This window comes from Robbsia andropogonis (assembly GCF_000970345.1).
Taxonomy (GTDB): Bacteria; Pseudomonadota; Gammaproteobacteria; order Burkholderiales; family Burkholderiaceae; genus Robbsia; species Robbsia andropogonis.
Genome location: NZ_LAQU01000037.1, coordinates 1 through 17,315, shown reverse-complemented (window position 1 = coordinate 17,315; position 17,315 = coordinate 1). Strand labels below are relative to the sequence as shown.

General features: G+C 58.5%; 18 protein-coding genes, 4 tRNA genes and 1 pseudogene. 12 read left to right on the top strand and 11 right to left on the bottom strand.

The annotated features are described in order from the left end of the window. The first annotated feature begins 39 nt into the window (after positions 1 to 39). The 4 genes from WM40_RS22275 (at position 40) to WM40_RS22265 (ending at position 2,537) form a co-directional block, all read left to right on the top strand. Positions 40 to 1,047 (top strand): class 1 fructose-bisphosphatase, encoded by a 1,008-nt coding sequence (locus WM40_RS22275; protein ID WP_024901647.1) that lies wholly within the window; start codon positions 40 to 42, stop codon positions 1,045 to 1,047. A 148-nt stretch (positions 1,048 to 1,195) separates the two neighbouring features. Further along, positions 1,196 to 1,271 (top strand) — tRNA-Thr (locus WM40_RS22270). Between the two features lie 271 nt (positions 1,272 to 1,542). Then, entirely contained in the window at positions 1,543 to 1,716 is a 174-nt protein-coding gene (locus WM40_RS30765; protein ID WP_164468530.1) for a hypothetical protein, read from the top strand. Between the two features lie 68 nt (positions 1,717 to 1,784). Beyond that, positions 1,785 to 2,537: a chorismate mutase family protein gene (locus WM40_RS22265; RefSeq protein WP_046154007.1), complete on the top strand. Its 753-nt coding sequence runs from the start codon at positions 1,785 to 1,787 to the stop codon at positions 2,535 to 2,537. Between the two features lie 83 nt (positions 2,538 to 2,620). Here WM40_RS22265 and WM40_RS22260 read toward each other — a convergent pair whose 3' ends face one another. Both WM40_RS22260 and WM40_RS22255 read right to left on the bottom strand, forming a co-directional pair. Further along, a complete protein-coding gene (locus tag WM40_RS22260; RefSeq protein ID WP_024901649.1) occupies positions 2,621 to 3,169 on the bottom strand; it encodes a hypothetical protein in 549 nt (182 codons plus the stop codon). Continuing rightward, positions 3,169 to 3,324, bottom strand: a complete 156-nt coding sequence (locus tag WM40_RS22255; RefSeq protein WP_157684903.1) for a hypothetical protein — start codon at positions 3,322 to 3,324, stop codon at positions 3,169 to 3,171. Before WM40_RS22255 ends, WM40_RS22260 begins: the two co-directional genes overlap by 1 nt. 431 nt (positions 3,325 to 3,755) lie before the next feature. Here WM40_RS22255 and WM40_RS22250 point away from each other — a divergent pair, with 431 nt between their 5' ends. Further along, positions 3,756 to 4,040: a hypothetical protein gene (locus tag WM40_RS22250; RefSeq protein ID WP_157685898.1), complete on the top strand. Its 285-nt coding sequence runs from the start codon at positions 3,756 to 3,758 to the stop codon at positions 4,038 to 4,040. An 851-nt stretch (positions 4,041 to 4,891) separates the two neighbouring features. Further along, positions 4,892 to 6,040 carry a porin gene (locus tag WM40_RS22245; RefSeq protein WP_024901652.1) on the top strand — a complete coding sequence of 383 codons (1,149 nt, stop codon included), beginning with the start codon at positions 4,892 to 4,894 and terminating at the stop codon, positions 6,038 to 6,040. Positions 6,041 to 6,284: 244 nt separating this feature from the next. Here the strand turns inward: WM40_RS22245 and WM40_RS22240 are convergent, their stop codons facing one another. From WM40_RS22240 to WM40_RS22225, 4 genes are all read right to left on the bottom strand, one after another. Further along, positions 6,285 to 6,470, bottom strand: coding sequence for a hypothetical protein (locus tag WM40_RS22240; RefSeq protein ID WP_024901653.1), 186 nt, complete (start codon positions 6,468 to 6,470; stop codon positions 6,285 to 6,287). A gap of 207 nt (positions 6,471 to 6,677) precedes the next feature. Beyond that, a tRNA-Arg gene (locus tag WM40_RS22235) sits at positions 6,678 to 6,754 on the bottom strand. 47 nt (positions 6,755 to 6,801) lie between these two features. Further along, complete coding sequence (locus tag WM40_RS22230) at positions 6,802 to 7,092, bottom strand: hypothetical protein (protein WP_024901654.1); 291 nt, start codon at positions 7,090 to 7,092, stop codon at positions 6,802 to 6,804. Positions 7,093 to 7,165: 73 nt separating this feature from the next. Continuing rightward, a tRNA-Arg gene (locus WM40_RS22225) sits at positions 7,166 to 7,242 on the bottom strand. Positions 7,243 to 7,407: 165 nt separating this feature from the next. Between WM40_RS22225 and greB the strand changes: the two genes are divergently transcribed. Continuing rightward, on the top strand, positions 7,408 to 7,968 hold the full coding sequence (greB, locus tag WM40_RS22220) for a transcription elongation factor GreB (RefSeq protein ID WP_046154005.1): 561 nt from the start codon (positions 7,408 to 7,410) through the stop codon (positions 7,966 to 7,968). A gap of 30 nt (positions 7,969 to 7,998) precedes the next feature. Here the strand turns inward: greB and WM40_RS22215 are convergent, their stop codons facing one another. The 4 genes from WM40_RS22215 to WM40_RS22200 all read right to left on the bottom strand — a co-directional run bounded on the left by WM40_RS22215 (position 7,999) and on the right by WM40_RS22200 (position 12,807). Further along, positions 7,999 to 10,422 carry a RelA/SpoT family protein gene (locus tag WM40_RS22215; protein WP_046154004.1) on the bottom strand — a complete coding sequence of 808 codons (2,424 nt, stop codon included), beginning with the start codon at positions 10,420 to 10,422 and terminating at the stop codon, positions 7,999 to 8,001. A gap of 313 nt (positions 10,423 to 10,735) precedes the next feature. Then, complete coding sequence (gene rpoZ / locus WM40_RS22210; RefSeq protein ID WP_024901657.1) at positions 10,736 to 10,942, bottom strand: DNA-directed RNA polymerase subunit omega; 207 nt, start codon at positions 10,940 to 10,942, stop codon at positions 10,736 to 10,738. Positions 10,943 to 10,998: 56 nt separating this feature from the next. Further along, positions 10,999 to 11,697, bottom strand: coding sequence for a guanylate kinase (gene gmk / locus WM40_RS22205; RefSeq protein ID WP_024901658.1), 699 nt, complete (start codon positions 11,695 to 11,697; stop codon positions 10,999 to 11,001). A gap of 9 nt (positions 11,698 to 11,706) precedes the next feature. Further along, positions 11,707 to 12,807, bottom strand: a complete 1,101-nt coding sequence (locus tag WM40_RS22200; RefSeq protein WP_024901659.1) for a YicC family protein — start codon at positions 12,805 to 12,807, stop codon at positions 11,707 to 11,709. Positions 12,808 to 13,065: 258 nt separating this feature from the next. Between WM40_RS22200 and rph the strand changes: the two genes are divergently transcribed. The 4 genes from rph (at position 13,066) to WM40_RS22180 (ending at position 16,066) form a co-directional block, all read left to right on the top strand. Next, positions 13,066 to 13,848: a ribonuclease PH gene (rph, locus tag WM40_RS22195; protein WP_046154003.1), complete on the top strand. Its 783-nt coding sequence runs from the start codon at positions 13,066 to 13,068 to the stop codon at positions 13,846 to 13,848. Between the two features lie 35 nt (positions 13,849 to 13,883). Then, the gene (rdgB, locus tag WM40_RS22190; RefSeq protein ID WP_082103109.1) at positions 13,884 to 14,546 is read left to right on the top strand and encodes an RdgB/HAM1 family non-canonical purine NTP pyrophosphatase; all 663 of its coding nucleotides are present in this window, start codon (positions 13,884 to 13,886) and stop codon (positions 14,544 to 14,546) included. Then, positions 14,543 to 15,877 carry a radical SAM family heme chaperone HemW gene (gene hemW / locus WM40_RS22185; RefSeq protein WP_024901662.1) on the top strand — a complete coding sequence of 445 codons (1,335 nt, stop codon included), beginning with the start codon at positions 14,543 to 14,545 and terminating at the stop codon, positions 15,875 to 15,877. The genes rdgB and hemW overlap by 4 nt, the downstream gene beginning before the upstream one ends. Before the next feature lie 99 nt (positions 15,878 to 15,976). Next, positions 15,977 to 16,066 (top strand) — tRNA-Ser (locus WM40_RS22180). Positions 16,067 to 16,123: 57 nt separating this feature from the next. Here the strand turns inward: WM40_RS22180 and WM40_RS22175 are convergent. Then, positions 16,124 to 16,339, bottom strand: coding sequence for a helix-turn-helix transcriptional regulator (locus WM40_RS22175; protein WP_052738463.1), 216 nt, complete (start codon positions 16,337 to 16,339; stop codon positions 16,124 to 16,126). A 96-nt stretch (positions 16,340 to 16,435) separates the two neighbouring features. Between WM40_RS22175 and WM40_RS29040 the strand changes: the two are divergent. After that, positions 16,436 to 17,315: pseudogene (locus WM40_RS29040) on the top strand (IS3 family transposase); the annotation flags it as partial.

The window sequence follows — 17,315 nt, the reverse complement described above, 5'->3', positions numbered from 1 at the left end:
GGTAGAATCTAGGGAATTGAACCATCGCGGAGTCACGCCATGCAGCAACGTCGCACCACGCTCAGCCAGTATTTGATTGAGCAACAACGAAAGACGCAAAAGTTGCCCGCCGACCTGCGGCTCCTGATCGAAGTAGTGGCCCGGGCCTGCAAGTCCATCGGCTATAACGTCAGCAAGGGCGCCCTGGGTGGCGTGCTTGGTTCGGCCGGCAGCGAAAACGTGCAGGGTGAAGTGCAGAAAAAACTTGACGTCATCTCCAATGAGATCCTGTTGGAAGCGAACGAATGGGGTGGCAATCTCGCCGCGATGGCGTCGGAGGAACTCGAGGAAATCCATCCGATTCCCAGTGAATATCCGAAGGGCCGCTATTTGCTGTTGTTCGATCCGCTAGACGGCTCCTCGAATATCGACGTCAATGTGTCGATCGGGACAATCTTCTCCGTGCTGGAATCAGCGGACGGTGAAAACACGACCACCGGCTCGTTCCTGCAACCGGGCACCCGTCAGGTCGCCGCCGGCTATGCGGTATACGGCCCGCAGACCGTATTGGTGCTTACGACCGGCGACGGCGTCAACGGCTTCACGCTGGATCGCGAACTGGGTTCGTGGGTACTGACCCATCCGTCGATGCGGGTTCCGGTCGATACGCGCGAATATGCGATCAATGCGTCGAATGCACGCCATTGGTATCCTCCCGTCACACGCTATATCGACGAGCTGCAGGCGGGGAGTGCCGGCCCGCGCGGCGAGGATTTCAACATGCGCTGGATCGCATCGATGGTGGCCGACGTCCACCGTGTGCTGACGCGCGGCGGTATCTTCATGTATCCGGCCGACAAGCGCGACCCATCGAAGCCGGGCAAGCTGCGGCTGATGTACGAAGCCAACCCGATGGCTTTCCTGGTCGAGCAAGCAGGCGGCGTGGCCACGGACGGCAAGCGTCGCATCATGGACATCATCCCAAGCAAGCTGCATGAACGTGTTGCCGTATTCCTGGGGTCGAAGCATGAAGTCGAACGGGTGACCCAGTACCACCTCGATAGCTGACGCTGGCGACCAACGGAAGGACCACCTTGGTCTTAAAAAATAGTTCTTGCATAATTGAAAGAGCACGCTATAATTTTGGTTCTTCGCGACTGGTAGCACTTTCAGTGAAGCCGGCCGACGAAACGTGTTTTGGTGTTTTTTAGGTTTCGCCGCTTTAGCTCAGTTGGTAGAGCAGTTCATTCGTAATGAAAAGGTCGCCAGTTCGAATCCGGCATGCGGCACCAAAAAAGTGAAAAAGGCAGCCCCCGCGGGCTGCCTTTTTTGCGTCCGGCAAAAAGCGTCGGCGTCGCCAACAGACCACGCCACCGAGGCGCTAAAAGAGCCTCGTCATAGCGCGTCTTCGCACCCTCAAGATGACATCATCGTGCCACACACGCATGCGGCATCTTGTCGCATATGTACGACGACCGTTTAATACTTGCGCATGATTATGGAAAATCGTAACACCTAGGCAGATAATACGATTACACCATCCGCTTGCCATCGAGGACCGCCATGAAAGCTCGCCCGATCGCCCCTCCTCCTGCCCAGGTCAACAAGGCTGATCCCGACCCTGTCGCGGTCGAGTTTCTCGATACCGTGCTTCCGCTTCATGTACAGGCTTTTCTCGCGGAACAGCAATCGCAGAAGGCGGCCCAAGTGCCCACGCGAGGCAAGCAGGCGTCATAACGACAGTCGCATCGGCTGAGGTATGCTAACGCTCATGGTCCCGCCGGGGCGTTTCAAGCAAGGTCTTCATGTCGCTTCCGTCTTCAACGCCGACTGTCCCACGACAAGTCGGTGTCGCCGCCTATGCTTCCAGAGGCGTATTGCCGTCATCCATCGCACAATTTCGGTCACCGCGTTCGCGCCAAGGTGCGGCACTCGCCGCATTGCTGCTCGTGATGAGTGCGTTAGTGCTGCCCATCGCGCCAGCCAGGGCTCAGGCACCAGAACTCAAAGAAACGATGCCACGGGGAGATCGGGACAATACCGCCCAGGCGGCGTTTCTCAATATCGTCTCAGTCGTGTCGTCGCGACTGGCACTCTCGCAGACATTCGCCGCATGGGCATGGCAGCAGCAACATGCGGGGAAATCACCGGGAGATGTTCAGCGCGACGATGAAACCGAACAAGGCCTGATGAAAATGGCGCCGCATTACGGATTGGCGCCGGATTTTGCGGACCCGATCATTCGGGATCAGACCATTGCGAGTGAACAATTGCAACGCACCTTGTTTGCCCAATGGCAACAAGGCGGCGGAGTACCACACGTCGATGCCCCTGCTTATCAAATTGCGCGCGGAGATCTGTATCGCGTATCTCAATCGCTGATGGGCGCGCTGACCCAAGTGCAACCCTTCCGGGATCGAGATGACTGCCCGATGCTGTTGTCGAAAGCAATCACACGATGGACCACTGACATGGCGTCGGTATCGGCGGATCAACGTAAGGTCTTGCCTGCCGCGTTGGCGCATATATGCCACGGCGGAATCGGCGCCACGGCTTGACGCGTGGGCATCATTTGTCCGGATGCGCAGTCCCTTTTTGTCGTTTCAGGGAGGAGGTGACGCGCGGCGCATCCGCAGGTACTTTACCGATACCGGCGCGCGACGGCCCCGGTCATCAACCACAACGGCACAAGCGCCCCCATTAGCAGCGATAGCGCAATAACCGGCCACCACCCCTTCAGCGGGTGCTCGCGGAGGTCTCTCGCTCGCTGCGCGGCGGCGTGGATCAAATAAGTGGTTGGCCGATTTACTTCAAGCGGCGTACCCGCATTCGCAACCTCACCTATCGCGCCGACGGCGGCATCCTGTGCCAAACCGAGCGCGGAAAAAGAATTGGACGGCGTGCGGGGCACGGGAGCGTTACCTGCAGCTTCCGCGACCGCGCGCCGTGCGCCTGACTGTGCGTAATTCGCCAGATCCGATCCGGCGTTCGCCCGGGAGGCACCATCCACCCCGGTTACGATCGCCGTGCGTGCAACCGCAGTTGCATATTGCCGATCGGGATTGGCATCCCGCATATTGATACCGAACGTCACGGATGCTATGACGGCCGCACAAGCCGCCGCCAAGTGTCGACTACGAACGGCGCTGGCCCAGCGCCGCCCTGCCCCGTGAAGCCCAGTGCCTGCCATCAGGCGACGCGAGCCGAAACGTCCGACTTCGCGTCCACGCCTTCCATCACATCATCGTCCTCAAGCTCTCGATCCGTACCCGCGCGGACGATTGCAAAACTGACGAACGCCAACACCAGTTGAAGCGCGACAATCGCAAGTAAATATTTCCACACGGCGGTACTCGAGGAAGAGTGAAAGAAGGACGACACCGTCCAGTTGCGTTTATACATGAATCCGTCACAGGACTTCAAGCACCGACTTCAGAAAAAATGAGATAATTTTTACCGAATCAAAATACTCGTTTATAAACAATAATTTATATCAATAATGGTGGATCTTTTGGTGCGACGCAATATCTTAATGACGTTGCTAAAAAACACTTTTACCGATGCAAAAGTCCCTATCACACTATCGAGTAAATATTTCCTGAAAGTCTTTGCTGTAACACTGAATAACAAACGGGAAACGGCTCGGGGTTTCCACGGCTTGTAACAAGGTGTTAGCAGCCTATACTTGGGATAAAGCAGCGAAGTCGGTGCGCGCTTTGCCTATGGGTTCATGACGCATCCTGCACCGCCTCCGCCGCCTTTATCAGGAGTAAATGATGACGATGATCAACGGACTGAATAAAGCGCTTTCACATCTGGCTGACGCATTTCGAGGCCGCCCTTCGGATGACGCGGCGTACGACGGCGCGGTATTGGCCAATGTCAACGAAGCCGCGTTGAGTTGGCACGGTGATCATTGGCAAAACCTGCTGTCCTCGCCGATGGACGCGCGTCGTTACATCCTGGAAGACTGGAATGACACCGTCGAAACCGTCGCTGATGTCGACGACGATGTACGCATTGATTCCTTCTCCGGCCGCAAGGTGCGTTCGTTCAGTTAATACCTGCCTTATTTGAATCTTTTCGGGCTGTCGTCTAACCCTATCAATGGCTGCGGACGCCAGCCCCACGACCGTCCTTCTGTGTCAAGCCTGTTAGCTATATAGACAGTCTCGGATTCTGCCTCGTCTTACCGCCGCAGTGCGCACTTCGCCGTTTGCCTCCCGCTTATCCAGCACCATTACGAATGTGGGACGCTCTTGCGGACACCTGCAATCAAACCACGCCCGCACAATATCCCCCTTGCGTCCTATCGAATCGTCATCACGCGGTGACATATCGTCCGTACCACAAACGTGACGGATAGATGTGCCCGGAAGTGGTCGCCGCCGATGATCGATATCACTGGGTATTTCAGTTGTATTACTTCTCCATCGAATCAAAGAGCAAAAATTCGTGCTTTCAGGCTTTTTTTTGAGATTGTCTTGACCACGTAATTGCTTCATGTCGTAGGAAAAGTCCTACAAATGACCACCTCATCTCGATATTTCAATTTGAAAGCACTCAGAAAAAGTGGTGTCAAGGCAACGTTCGCGGCTGATACTGAATGTTACACTTTCGAAACACACATGTAACCGCATGTTTTTTAAGATTTTTAAATATTCAAAAGTTTATTCCACAAACAGCAACATATTGTTGCGCCACAATGAATGGGCCGTTCGGGATCGAATCCCTACACTCTCCCTGTCTGGAAACAACCCCGGCCGAATGCCATTGGCGCCTCGCCAGGCGACCGATAGGCCGCTCGGCAACACTTGGTGCGGCGATATGTCGCAGCGAAAGCCTACTGTCAGGCGTTGCCGTTGAAGCACGGGGGCAGCCAAACGTTCCTCAATGGAGTGAGAACCCGATTATGAAAAAGACTCTTATCGTCGCAGCACTCGCCGGCGTATCCGGTATGCTCGCAACCGCAGCACATGCTCAAAGCAGCGTTACGCTGTATGGCTTGATCGATGCCAGCGTGGCTTACACGAACAACACCGGTTCGGGCGCGAAGTACGCGCTCAACAGCGGCTCGATCAATGGCAGCCGTTGGGGCCTGCGTGGCGCTGAAGACCTGGGCGGCGGCTTGAAGGCGATCTTCGTGTTGGAGAACGGTTTCAGCATTGCTAACGGCACCATGCTGCAACAAAGCCGCGAATTCGGTCGTCAGGCGTTTGTCGGTCTGTCGAGCAACCAGTTCGGTACGGTCACATTGGGCCGTCAGTACGAATCCGTGGTCGACTACCTGGCACCGCTGGCCCTGACCGGTGGCGGCTACGGCGGCACGCTGGCTGCACACCCGTACGACAATGACAATCTGAATTCGTCGATCCGTGTGAACAACACGATCAAGTACACGAGCGTCAACTACAACGGTCTGAAGTTCGGTGGCGAGTACGGTTTCAGCAATGCCGCGGGCGGCTTCTCGAACAACCGCGCTTACAGCGGCGGTGTGTCGTACCAGTACGCTGGTTTCAATTTCGCAGGCGCGTACACGCAACTGAACAACACAAGCTCGAACACGACCTCTGGCGCGATCGGCTCGGCGCCGATCACGGCTGCTCGCACCCGCATCTGGGGTGCTGGCCTGAACTACGCGTTCGGCCCGGCAGTGGTCGGCTTTGTGTTCACGCAAAGCAAGTACGACAATGCGTCGTCGGACAGCTACAACGTGACACAGGCAATCGCCCTGCCCGTGGGTTCGTACATCCGCTTCAACAACTTCGAAGTCAACGGCCGTTACAGCCTGACGCCGGCTTGGAACGTGTCGGCTTCGTACACGTACACGCAAGGTCGCGAATCGGGCTTCGCAGCCGGTTCGGCGTCGCCGAAGTTCCACACCGGTACGCTGATGACGTCGTACTCGCTGTCGAAGCGCACGGACGTCTACGCGGAAGCCGTGTACCAACAGTTCACGGGCACGAACTTCCTGGGTGGCGCAGTGATCAACACGACGGGCTCAGCAAGCTCGTCGAACCGCCAAGTTGCTGCTGCTGTCGGCGTGCGTCATCGCTTCTAAACAAGCATAAGACAAAGCTGACCGCTCTCGTGGCGGTCAGTAACGGCAGGTAGCTTCGGCAGCCTGCCAATCTCAAAACGCCCTTTGGGGCGTTTTTTTCGTTCAAGATGGGCGGGCCACTGCATACTGACGCGCGCTGGACTGGCACCGGAATCGCACCACATCATCGGCGCGGGTCTCGCACTCGCTGTCACTGACCTATCTTCGCCACCCGTGCCACGATGCGTCGATACGCCTTTGCTCACTATTGGCGCGCAACACTTTTGATATCACCTATTTCACCATCGGGCGTAGCAGGCGTGCCACTACCATCCGATGTTCCGTAATGGGGTAGGCCGGCACGCGCGAGCGTCAGTAGACGAATCAGCTCAAGGACGTCGTCGGGGGTAGCTTCGTCGGGATGCGCGGTCAATCGTTCCAGATCCAGCATGCAGTCTCTCCTCATCGTAGTCAGCGTCTCGCATGGACCATGCGAGACACCGTACGACGCATATTGCATACCCGATGCCTGCCCGTTGCAATTCGGGGGAAATGCGTCCCCGCAGCACGCTGAAAAAGGAAGTCAGCACGGCATGCCGGCGAAGGCATACGAAAAAAAACCTGGATACGATAACGTATCCAGGTTTCTTCATATTGGTGGTGCGGCTGGCAGGATTCGAACCCACGACCCCTTGGTTCGTAGCCAAGTACTCTATCCAACTGAGCTACAGCCGCACGCTGGGCGCTACATTTGCAACATACAACAATCAGGCCAATCCGTTTCAGGACGGGTCGGACGCTTTCGCTTCCAGACCGCCGGCGATCAACAATTCGGATAGCACGGCGGTCATCCCGCCTTCGTGCGCCATCGCACGTTGCTGCAACTGCTTGATCAGGTTGCCATCCAGCTTGCACGCGAATGGTAACAAGCCATTTTGCTGATCGAGCCGCCGCTGCTCACGACGATCGGGCACCGCTGCCGCGCCTTGCCCGAACCGACTGGACGTCGCAGCTTGCTTCAACGAATTATTGAGCTTCAGCCCCTTGTTCTTTTCGATGTCGAACTTGTTCACTTGAACCTCGTTGCAGCGAAAGAACAAAGGCCCGGGTGAACAACACCCAGGCCTTTGTGGACTGCGGTATTACTGGTGCGGCTGGCAGGATTCGAACCCACGACCCCTTGGTTCGTAGCCAAGTACTCTATCCAACTGAGCTACAGCCGCACGACTAAGAGACGTAATTATAGCGATGTCGTTAAAAAAGGAAAGCAATTTCTGCCGTTTTGCGGCATTACGGCCATCAATCAACGTCGCTTTCGTGTAATCTGGTAAAAATGTCGCGGCCGCGCCACGCGTGTGTCGCCCTACCCGGTGTCGGCAGAACCCATCATGAACAAAGCATTTGTAAAAGAAACATCGAACGACGATAACGACGATCTGGAAACCGGCGCCACGCCGATTCCGGCCGGTGCAAAAAACTACATGACGCCGGCCGGACATCAGGCAATGCGCAGTGAGCTGTTGCATCTGCTAGACGTGGATCGCCCTGACGTCGTGAAGCTGGTCTCGTGGGCGGCCTCGAACGGCGATCGTTCCGAGAACGGGGACTATATCTATGGCAAGCGCCGACTGCGCGAAATCGACCGGCGAATCCGGTTTTTGACGAAGCGCCTGGATCTTGCGGAAGTAGTCGATGCCAGCAAGCAAGAGAATATCGATCAGGTCTTCTTTGGCGCGACCGTGGCATATGCAAACCAAAGCGGCGATGAAACCACGGTCACGATTGTCGGCGTGGATGAGGTCGACCTCGATCGCGGGCACATCAGTTGGATTTCGCCGGTCGCCCGCGCGCTGATCAAGGCAAAGGTCGGCGATACGGTGACACTCCACACACCCGCGGGCATCGAACATCTGGACATCCTGGACGTTCGCTATCCGCCCCCGGCATGATCGTCATGTGCCGGACGCATCCCGCCTTCCCTAATACGCTTGCGCATCGCGATTGACGCGTAGACCCAAGGCATCAAACCGTCCGCTCTGCTGCTCACTCGGCTTTTCGCGCGCTATCCGCATGACGTCGGGATTGGTACGAACCCGGCGCATGATGTTTGCCAGATGCAGGCGATCATTGACCTGAATCAGGAAGCGCAAGGTCGTGGATTCCTGATCGGTGTTTTCGTCCATTGCCACGTGAACGATATTCGCCGCCGTCGAAATATCGGCGGCCACCCGGGCAAACACGCCCTTCGTGTTTTTCACCAACACGCGAATGCCGACATCGAACAGACGGCCGGGTTGCGGTGCCCATGCGACGTCGATCCAGCGGCTGGGGTCGCGATGATGGATACGTCGCGCGTTCCGACAGTCCGTGGTATGGATCGCCATGCCCAGGCCAATACCGATATAGCCCATGATGTCATCGCCGGGAATCGGACGACAACACGCGGACAACTGCACCGCCATGCCTTCCGTACCGGTGATGACAACCGGTGGGCCACCCGCCGGCCCCAGCACCGGTGATGCTTCCCCGTCGCTCGATGCCGTTTCCGGCGCACGGCTTGCATCTTCGTCGCCATCACGCCCACTCATCAGCAACTCGATGCGCTTTGCCATGACCGCCGCAAATCGCCGGCCGAGACCGATATCCGCGTAGATTTCCTGACGGGTAGTGTTACCGGTCCACTGGCCCAGCTTCTCCCAGACCTCGGGCGTAACGGCGGCTAGCGTCAAGCCATACGGCTTCAAGGACTGGTCCACCAGACGCTCGCCCAACTGTACCGACTCGTTGAAACGCATCGTCTTCAAATAATGCCGAATCGCCGAACGGGCCTTGCCGCTGCGAACAAAGCCCAGCCATGCCGGATTCGGCTTCGAGTACGGTGCCGTGATGACTTCGACGATGTCACCGCTCTTGAGCTCGGTGCGCAATGGCAACAACTCGTTGTTGATCTTTACCGCCACGCACTGGTTGCCAAGCTCGCTATGCACGGAGTAAGCAAAATCCAATGCGGTGGCGCCACGCGGCAATGCCATGATCTTCGACTTCGGTGTAAAGACATACACCGCGTCAGGAAACAGGTCGATCTTGACGTGTTCGAGGAACTCCGCGGAATCCCCTGCCTCGGACTGCAGATCCAGCAACGATTTCAACCACTGATGCGCGCGTGCCTGAACGTCGTTGAGATCGGCACTGCCATTCTTGTACAACCAGTGCGCCGCCACGCCCGATTCAGCGATTTCGTGCATCGACCGGGTGCGAATCTGAAACTCCACCGGCGTGCCGAACGGCCCGACCAGCGTCGTGTGCAACGACTGATAGCCATTGACCTTGGGAATCGCGATGTAGTCCTTGAACTTACCCGGCACAGGCTTGTACAAGGCATGCAACGCACCGATGCACATGTAGCACTCGAGCGGATCGTTGACGACCACACGGAAACCGTAAACGTCCAGCACCTGCGAGAACGACAGTTGTTTCTCGCGCATCTTGTGATAAATGCTGTAGATCGTCTTTTCGCGGCCGGTTACCTCGGCGAGGATCTTCGAGTCGGTCAGCGCCAGTTGCACCGATTCCAGTATCTTGCCCACCACCTCGCGCCGATTCCCCCGCGCCGCCTTCACCGCCTTGAACAACGTGGCGTATCGGACCGGATTGTAGTTCGCGAAGCTCAGATCCTGCAGCTCGCGATAGGTATTGTTCAAGCCCAGCCGATGCGCGATTGGCGCATAGATATCGTTGGTCTCGCGGGCGACACGCCGGCGCTTCTCGGGTGGCACGGCGCCCAGCGTGCGCATGTTGTGCAACCGGTCCGCCAGCTTGACGATGATGACGCGCACGTCGCGCGCCATGGCCAGCAGCATCTTGCGGAAATTTTCCGCCTGCGCCTCTTCCCGGTTCCGGAATTCCATCTTGTCGAGTTTCGACAAGCCATCGACCAATTCCGCGACTTTCGGACCGAAGCGCTCGGCCAGCTCCATCTTCGCAACGCCGGTGTCCTCGATCACGTCATGCAGCAAGGCTGCCATGATCGATTGCGCATCGAGCTTCCAACCCGCGCAGATCTCAGCTACCGCCACCGGGTGCGTGATATAAGGCTCACCACTTTGCCGATATTGGCCGAGATGGGATTCGTCACTGAAATGGAACGCCGCCTTGACCTCTCGGATCTCCGCTTCGCTCAGGTATTCCGACAGCCGCTCAGTCAGGCGCGCGATCGAGACAATCTCGTGTTTGCGCGGCTGTTCCGGCGTGGCGGTCGGACCGAACAAGTGCCGGAACGACTGCTCCAGCACGGCATCGATATAGGTACGGGCCCGACTCGACGGCATATCGCCGTTCGCGGCATCGCTGGGCGTCTCGTGGGAGACGGATCCGGGGGAGGCGGTCGTTGGGGTATTGCTCATTTCGCCTCCTGGTGAGTACCGCGATGAAATCCTGACGTTGTGCCGGTCTGCCCTGTCCTGCGACGGGGCGCCGGGTGTCCGATACGGGCTGTGTCAACGGCGGCGCGAGCATGTCACTTCGCGAACGGCCACCATAACCTGACAGGGTGCCAAAACGGGAAAGGACGCGCAAGGCATTGCCTCCGCGTCCAATGGTCTCCCGCACCTGCGACAGCCGGTCGCCGGTCCTTCTCGTTACAACGGTTTCGATACCCGTCAGAAGGAAGGCGGCGAGCCTGGCAGCGCTGCGCGGAGCATGCCAAGCATCTGGTATTTAGACCGGCACCTTCTTCAACAACTCTTCCGCCGTGAAATAGCCGGCCGCGATCTCGCGCAACGCGACGACCGTCGGCTTGTCGCGGCTATCAATCTTCGGCGTGTGGCCTTGTGCCAGCTGGCGCGCGCGGTACGTAGCAGCCAGCGCGAGTTCGAAACGGTTCGGGACGCGCTTGATGCAATCGTCAACAGTGATACGTGCCATGGTCGAAAATCCTTCGTGATGTCGATGTATTTTACAACAACCTGGGTGTAGTCCAGTCAGTCGATATTCGGCAAGTGAATGCCAAGCTCGATAAACAACGTTGTGTGGCGAGAATACTGCGAAGCAAAGCGCAGGCGCGTGGCGCCCACCACCTGCCGCAATGCCTGTAAGGCGGTTTCAAAAACATCGTTGATCACGACGTATTCCGCTTCCGGTGCGTGAGCCATTTCGCCGCCAGCGGCCAGCAGACGGCGCGTGATGACGTTTGCTTCATCCTGTCCACGCTTCTTCAAGCGCTCCTCCAGCGCTTGCAGCGACGGCGGCAGGATGAAAATACTGACAGCATTGTGAAAGCGCCGTCGGACCTGTTGCGCGCCCTGCCAATCGATCTCGAGCAACACATCGTTGCCGGTACGCATCTGGTCCTCGATCCATACGCGCGACGTGCCGTAATAATTGCCGTGCACTTCGGCGCATTCCAGGAACTCCCCGGCAGCGCGCCGCGCCAGGAAATCTTCCTTCGAGACGAAATGATAATGGACCCCGTCCTCTTCGCCAGGACGCGGCGCGCGCGTCGTGTAGGAGATGGACAACGTGATGCCACGATCGTCTTTCAGCAGCGCATTGACCAACGACGACTTCCCGGCGCCGGATGGTGCCACCACAATGAACAGGTTGCCCGGAAAAAGTTGGTCGAATCCCTGCGGATTCACTTGGTGCGGCCACGGGACCGATGCGTTCGTATGGTTTTGCATGATGGGGGATTACTCCAGATTCTGCACTTGTTCGCGCATCTGCTCGATCAATAATTTCAGTGCCATGGCCGCATCGGCGAGTTCCTTGGCGGCCGCCTTCGAGCCAATCGTATTTGCTTCCCGATTCAGCTCCTGCATCATGAAATCGAGACGTTTGCCTACCTTGCCCCCCTTGTCGAGCACGTGACGGGTCTCCGCAAGATGCGCCTCAAGCCGCGCCAGCTCTTCGGCGATATCGATCCGAACGCCATAGACGGTGACCTCCTGACGTATGCGCTCCTCTACTTCTTCTCGGCTCAGCGACGAAGTGGAGGAAACCGCGCCGACCGCATTTCCATTCGACGCGGACTTCGACGCCGTTGCATACGGGCCGGAAGGATCGGGTTCTGATTGCGCGACTGCAGGCGCGATGGCGGCGTTGTCCGTCAGAACGACGCCAAGCGCCTCACCAAGCCGCTCGACAATTTTCTGTTGCTGCCGCTTGACGAGTTCCGGCACCAACGGGGTGATCCGCGTCAGGATGGCCCCCATCTCCACCGTCTTTTTCAGCAAGACCGTTCGCAGCGCGGCGCCTTCACGGGCACGAACCTCAACCAGCTCCGTGACCGCTTCGCGTGCGGCCGCAACGATCCCGTCGCGCAACGTTTCCGGGTCCACCGACGCATCACCGAGCATGCCGGGCCAGCGTAAAATCTCGCCAACGTTGAGCGACGCCGCATGAGGAAAATGTGCCTGCACCTCGGCCTGCAGCGCGGCCAGCTGCGCCAGAACAGTCGCTTGCAGGCCGCTGCCAGGCGCAGCCGTCGCGACGCCGGCCAGGTCTGGGCGCTGGATCACCACGCGTACCTCCGCCTTTCCGCGCGACAGCGACGTCATCAGCATTTCGCGAATCGCCGGCTCACTGCCGCGCGCTTCGTCCGGCATCTTGAAATGGATGTCCAGAAAACGTGAATTGACGGTACGCACTTCCACTTGGATATGCGTGGGCGCGGCATGCCGCGCGACCTCGGCTACGCCACTGGCCGGTGTCACGTCGCCCGGGCCGGACTGGGCGGGCGTGGGCCACACGGCACGGTTCGCGGTGGCGAAGCCGGTCATGCTATAAATCATTGGGAGTCTCTGTATCGCCGGGCAAAGGCGGGCCAACGCAAAAAACGTATTATCGCACCCCGGACGTCGCGACGACGAAAATAGCAGGCCATGGCAATGCTGACGTAGTCCGCCACGGACATTACGGTGCCACGACGAGCGCGGTACACTTGCGCATCGTCGGGATGCACGCTGCCCGTCCGTTTTTTTGTATCAACAGGGTATCGTTCGATCGCCGTTTCACTTCGTTTCGACCTGTTTCGCTTTTTTGGACCCGCCATGACCACTTCCTCCGCCTCTTCCGCTTCCTCCTCGGGTGCATCGGACTCACCGATTCAACGCGCGCATGGCCGGCCGGCGGACGCATTACGTCCCGTACATATCACGCGGCAGTTCACGAAGCACGCGGAAGGTTCGGTATTGGTCGAATTCGGCGACACCAAAGTCATCTGCACCGCCAGCGTCGCGGAAAGCGTCCCGGCGTTCCTGAGAGACCGTGGCGAAGGCTGGCTGACCGCCGAATATGGGATGTTGCCGCGCGCGACGCACACACGCAGTGACCGCGAAGCAGCGCGCGGCAAGCAAACCGGGCGAACGCAGGAAATCCAGCGCTTGATCGGCCGGGCATTGCGCGCCGTCTTCGATCTGGAAAAGCTGGGCGCCCGCACGCTGCACATCGACTGCGATGTGATTCAGGCGGATGGCGGCACGCGCACGGCCAGCATCACCGGCGCATTCGTCGCCGCACATGATGCCGTGCGCAAGCTGCTCGACAGCGGCAAGATCACGGAAACGCCTATTCGCGACTTCGTTGCCGCCGTTTCGGTCGGCGTGTACGAAGACGACGTGCTGCTCGATCTCGACTACAGCGAAGATTCGCAGTGCGACACCGACATGAACGTGGTGATGACCGGCAACGGCCGTTTTGTCGAAGTGCAAGGCACCGCCGAAGGTGAGCCGTTTTCGCGTGACGACATGAATCGACTGATGGATCTGGCGCAATCCGGCATTGCCCAACTGATCGCAGCGCAACGCGCGGCGCTGGAACGCACGCCCGGTTGATCTCTTTTCCGCCTTCCCCTCCAGACAATCCCATCATGACGAATCGCGATGTACTTCCCGCTGACGCCCCCGGCGACCACATCGCCGACGCATCGGCGCGCCGGCGTGTCGTCCTGGCATCGAACAACAAAGGAAAGTTGCGCGAATTCGCCGCGCTGCTCGGCGCAGCGGGCCTCGATTTGATTCCACAAGGCGAGTTGGGTGTCAGCGAAGCGGAAGAACCGTTTGGCACGTTTGTCGAGAACGCCTTGGAGAAAGCGCGTCACGCGGCACGCGCGACAGGCCTTCCTGCCATCGCCGACGATTCCGGCCTCTGCGTCACCGCGCTCGGCGGCGCGCCCGGCGTGTACTCCGCGCGATACGCGCAGATGAATGGCGGGGAGAAATCCGATGCCGCCAACAATGCGCGGTTGTTGGCCGACATGGCGCCTTATCAAGGCGACACCGCGCGACATGCGTATTTCTACTGCGTATTGGTCATGGTCAGACATGCCGACGACCCGCAACCGGTGATCGCCGATGGGCGCTGGGATGGGGTGTTGCTGAATCGCGCACGTGGCGCGAACGGCTTCGGCTATGACCCGCTGCTGTTGATCCCGTCGATGCAACGCAGCGCGGCCGAAATCTCGCCCGAGGAAAAAAATCAGGTCAGCCATCGCGCGCAAGCGTTGCGGGCCTTGCTGGCCAAGCTGCAATGACATCGTCGCATGATCCGGATGGGCAAGATCGCGAGAACCAGCGCCCTGCTTCCCCTGCGACGGCGAAGACCGCCCGGAGGACCATTCCGCTCGTTCCTGCCGGTGCGGCCCAGTCACAGCATCTGTTCTCCGGACCAGCGGACGCGGCGCGCCCTTTTCTCGCGCCTGGACGGCTGCGGTTGAGCGCATTACCGCCGTTATCGCTTTACATTCATTTCCCGTGGTGCGTGCGGAAGTGCCCGTATTGCGACTTCAATTCGCACGAGTGGCAAGGTGCCGATGCGCTTCCAGAGCAAGCGTATCTGGATGCGCTGTGCGCGGATCTGGAAAGCGCCCTGCCGCTGATCTGGGGCCGTCGGATACACAGCATCTTCATCGGCGGCGGTACGCCCAGCTTGATGAGTGCCGCGGGGCTGGATCGATTGCTGGCCGACGTGCGCGCTCGCCTCCAGATCGATCCGCAGGCGGAGATTACGCTCGAAGCCAATCCTGGCACTTTCGAGGCGGAGAAATTCGCCCGTTACCGCGATAGCGGCGTGAATCGCCTTTCCATCGGCATACAAAGTTTCGATGCGACCATGTTGAAGCGTCTCGGACGTATTCACGATGCCGATGAAGCGCGTGCCGCAGTCCAGATCGCAGCGCGAACATTCGACAATTTCAACCTGGATCTGATGTTCGCGTTGCCGGGTCAGGATCTGACGGCGTGTCAGAAGGACTTGCATACAGCGCTGTCGTTTGCGCCGCCGCATTTGTCGTTGTATCACCTGACGCTCGAACCGAATACGCTGTTCCACAAGTTTCCGCCGCCCGCGCTTCCAGATGATGACCATGCCGCGGACATGCACGAATGGATCACAGAGACAATGGCCGGCGCGGGGTATCGGCACTACGAAGTGTCGGCGTATGCGCAGCCGGAACGGCGCAGCCTGCACAACACGAATTACTGGCAATTTGGTGACTATCTCGGCATAGGCGCGGGCGCGCATGGGAAGTTGTCGTTCCCGGAGCGGATTATTCGGCAGGTACGTCATAAGCATCCAGCAACGTATATGGCCAAGGCCATGGCCGGCGAGGCGGTACAGGAGTCGCACGAAGTCGGCAATGCTGATCTGCCATTCGAATTCATGCTCAATGCGCTGCGGTTGGACGAAGGCGTGACGGTGCAGATGTTCGCCGAGCGCACTGGCTTGCCTGCCACGGTGTTGTCCAAACAGCGCGATGAAGCAGAGCGTCGCGGCTTCCTGGTCCCGGATCCCCTCCGGATCATGCCCACGCCGCTCGGCCAGCGCTTCCTCAACGATCTACAAGAGATATTCCTGGCGGATTGACGCGCTGAACTCGAAAGTGCGCGGTTCGGGGCGCCTGTTGGGTGTCAGGCCGCCACAGAGAGTCGACGCCGCGGAAAAACAATGTACAATCCCGGTCTCGGAGGGCTGGCAGAGCGGTTGAATGCACCGGTCTTGAAAACCGGCGAGGCTTCGCGGTCTCCGTGGGTTCGAATCCCACGCCCTCCACCAAACGTTCCGAGAAGTCCCCTGTAAATTCAATAATTTACGGGGGATTTTCTTTTGTGGTCAGCGTTGACCCACCTCCTGACCCACCTTCCCCCACGTATTGGTAATCGCCACTTCAAGTGCCCTATGGCGAGCAATCCAGGCCTCGACCTCATGTTCGTGCCAGCCTTTCGCCCGCGAATGACCGATCGAAAACGCCCTTGGAAAGCTACCCTCTTTGATCAGACCGAAAATTGTTGAACGGCCGATGCCAACACGATCCGGCAAATCTCTCATCCTTAGTACCTTCACACTACGTCTCCTCAAGTTGTAGTGGTCTAATTACCCCGGACATCAATTTAGGCGAGAATACTCGCCATGAAGAGGTGTCTGATGAGCAAGCAACGTCGTACGTTTTCCCCCGAGTTCAAGCGCAGTGCCGCATCCCTGGTCCTCGACCAGAGCTATAGCCACGTCGATGCCAGCCGTTCGGTCGGCGTCGCAGAGTCGGTTCTGCGCCGATGGGTTCAACAACTGCACCGAGAGCGTCATGGCATCACCCCGCAGAGCCCTGCCATGACGCCGGAGCAGCAGCGCATCCAGGAACTGGAGGCACGGGTTGAACGCCTTGAGAGGGAGAAGACCATTTTAAAAAAAGCTACCGCGCTGCTGATGACGGAAGGGATAGAACGTACGAAATAATCGAACAGGTCAGCGACGGCGAACCGGTGGCGATGCTGTGCGAACTGTTCGATATACCAAGGTCGTGCTTCTATGCATACCGGCATCGGCGAGAACGGGTCGATACGGCACGAATGGCGCTGCGTAGCCGCGTGCATGAGCTGTTTGTCGAGAGCCGTAGCTCAGCAGGCAGCCGCAGCATTGTTGGCATGATGCGCGAGCAAGGCGCGATGATTGGGCGTTTCAAGGTCGGCCGTCTGATGGACGAACTTGGCCAGATATGCAAGCAACCTGGCAGTCACGCATACAAGCGTGCCACCGTAGAACGCATTGATATTCCAAACGTTCTGAATCGAGAATTCGATGTGGCAGGACCGAATCAGGTGTGGTGCGGCGACATTACCTATTTATGGGCACAGGGACGCTGGCATTACTTGGCCGTGGTATTGGACCTGTTCACACGCCGCGTTGTCGGTTGGTCATTCTCAACGAGTCCCGACGCCGACTTGGTGGTGAAGGCATTAGAAATGGCGTTCGAGCAGCGCGGTCGGCCTGCGGGCTTGATGTTTCACAGCGACCAAGGTGGTCAGGG

Bases quoted from the DNA above. Each gene is read 5' to 3' on its own strand.
- WM40_RS22275 (WP_024901647.1), top strand. From the start codon at position 40: ATGCAGCAACGTCGCACCACGCTCAGCCAGTATTTGATTGAGCAACAA.
- WM40_RS30765 (WP_164468530.1), top strand. From the start codon at position 1,543: ATGAAAGCTCGCCCGATCGCCCCTCCTCCTGCCCAGGTCAACAAGGCT.
- WM40_RS22265 (WP_046154007.1), top strand. From the start codon at position 1,785: ATGTCGCTTCCGTCTTCAACGCCGACTGTCCCACGACAAGTCGGTGTC.
- WM40_RS22260 (WP_024901649.1), bottom strand. From the start codon at position 3,169: ATGGCAGGCACTGGGCTTCACGGGGCAGGGCGGCGCTGGGCCAGCGCC.
- WM40_RS22250 (WP_157685898.1), top strand. From the start codon at position 3,756: ATGACGATGATCAACGGACTGAATAAAGCGCTTTCACATCTGGCTGAC.
- WM40_RS22245 (WP_024901652.1), top strand. From the start codon at position 4,892: ATGAAAAAGACTCTTATCGTCGCAGCACTCGCCGGCGTATCCGGTATG.
- WM40_RS22240 (WP_024901653.1), bottom strand. From the start codon at position 6,470: ATGCTGGATCTGGAACGATTGACCGCGCATCCCGACGAAGCTACCCCC.
- greB (WP_046154005.1), top strand. From the start codon at position 7,408: ATGAACAAAGCATTTGTAAAAGAAACATCGAACGACGATAACGACGAT.
- WM40_RS22215 (WP_046154004.1), bottom strand. From the start codon at position 10,422: ATGAGCAATACCCCAACGACCGCCTCCCCCGGATCCGTCTCCCACGAG.
- rpoZ (WP_024901657.1), bottom strand. From the start codon at position 10,942: ATGGCACGTATCACTGTTGACGATTGCATCAAGCGCGTCCCGAACCGT.
- gmk (WP_024901658.1), bottom strand. From the start codon at position 11,697: ATGCAAAACCATACGAACGCATCGGTCCCGTGGCCGCACCAAGTGAAT.
- WM40_RS22200 (WP_024901659.1), bottom strand. From the start codon at position 12,807: ATGATTTATAGCATGACCGGCTTCGCCACCGCGAACCGTGCCGTGTGG.
- rph (WP_046154003.1), top strand. From the start codon at position 13,066: ATGACCACTTCCTCCGCCTCTTCCGCTTCCTCCTCGGGTGCATCGGAC.
- rdgB (WP_082103109.1), top strand. From the start codon at position 13,884: ATGACGAATCGCGATGTACTTCCCGCTGACGCCCCCGGCGACCACATC.
- hemW (WP_024901662.1), top strand. From the start codon at position 14,543: ATGACATCGTCGCATGATCCGGATGGGCAAGATCGCGAGAACCAGCGC.
- WM40_RS22175 (WP_052738463.1), bottom strand. From the start codon at position 16,339: ATGAGAGATTTGCCGGATCGTGTTGGCATCGGCCGTTCAACAATTTTC.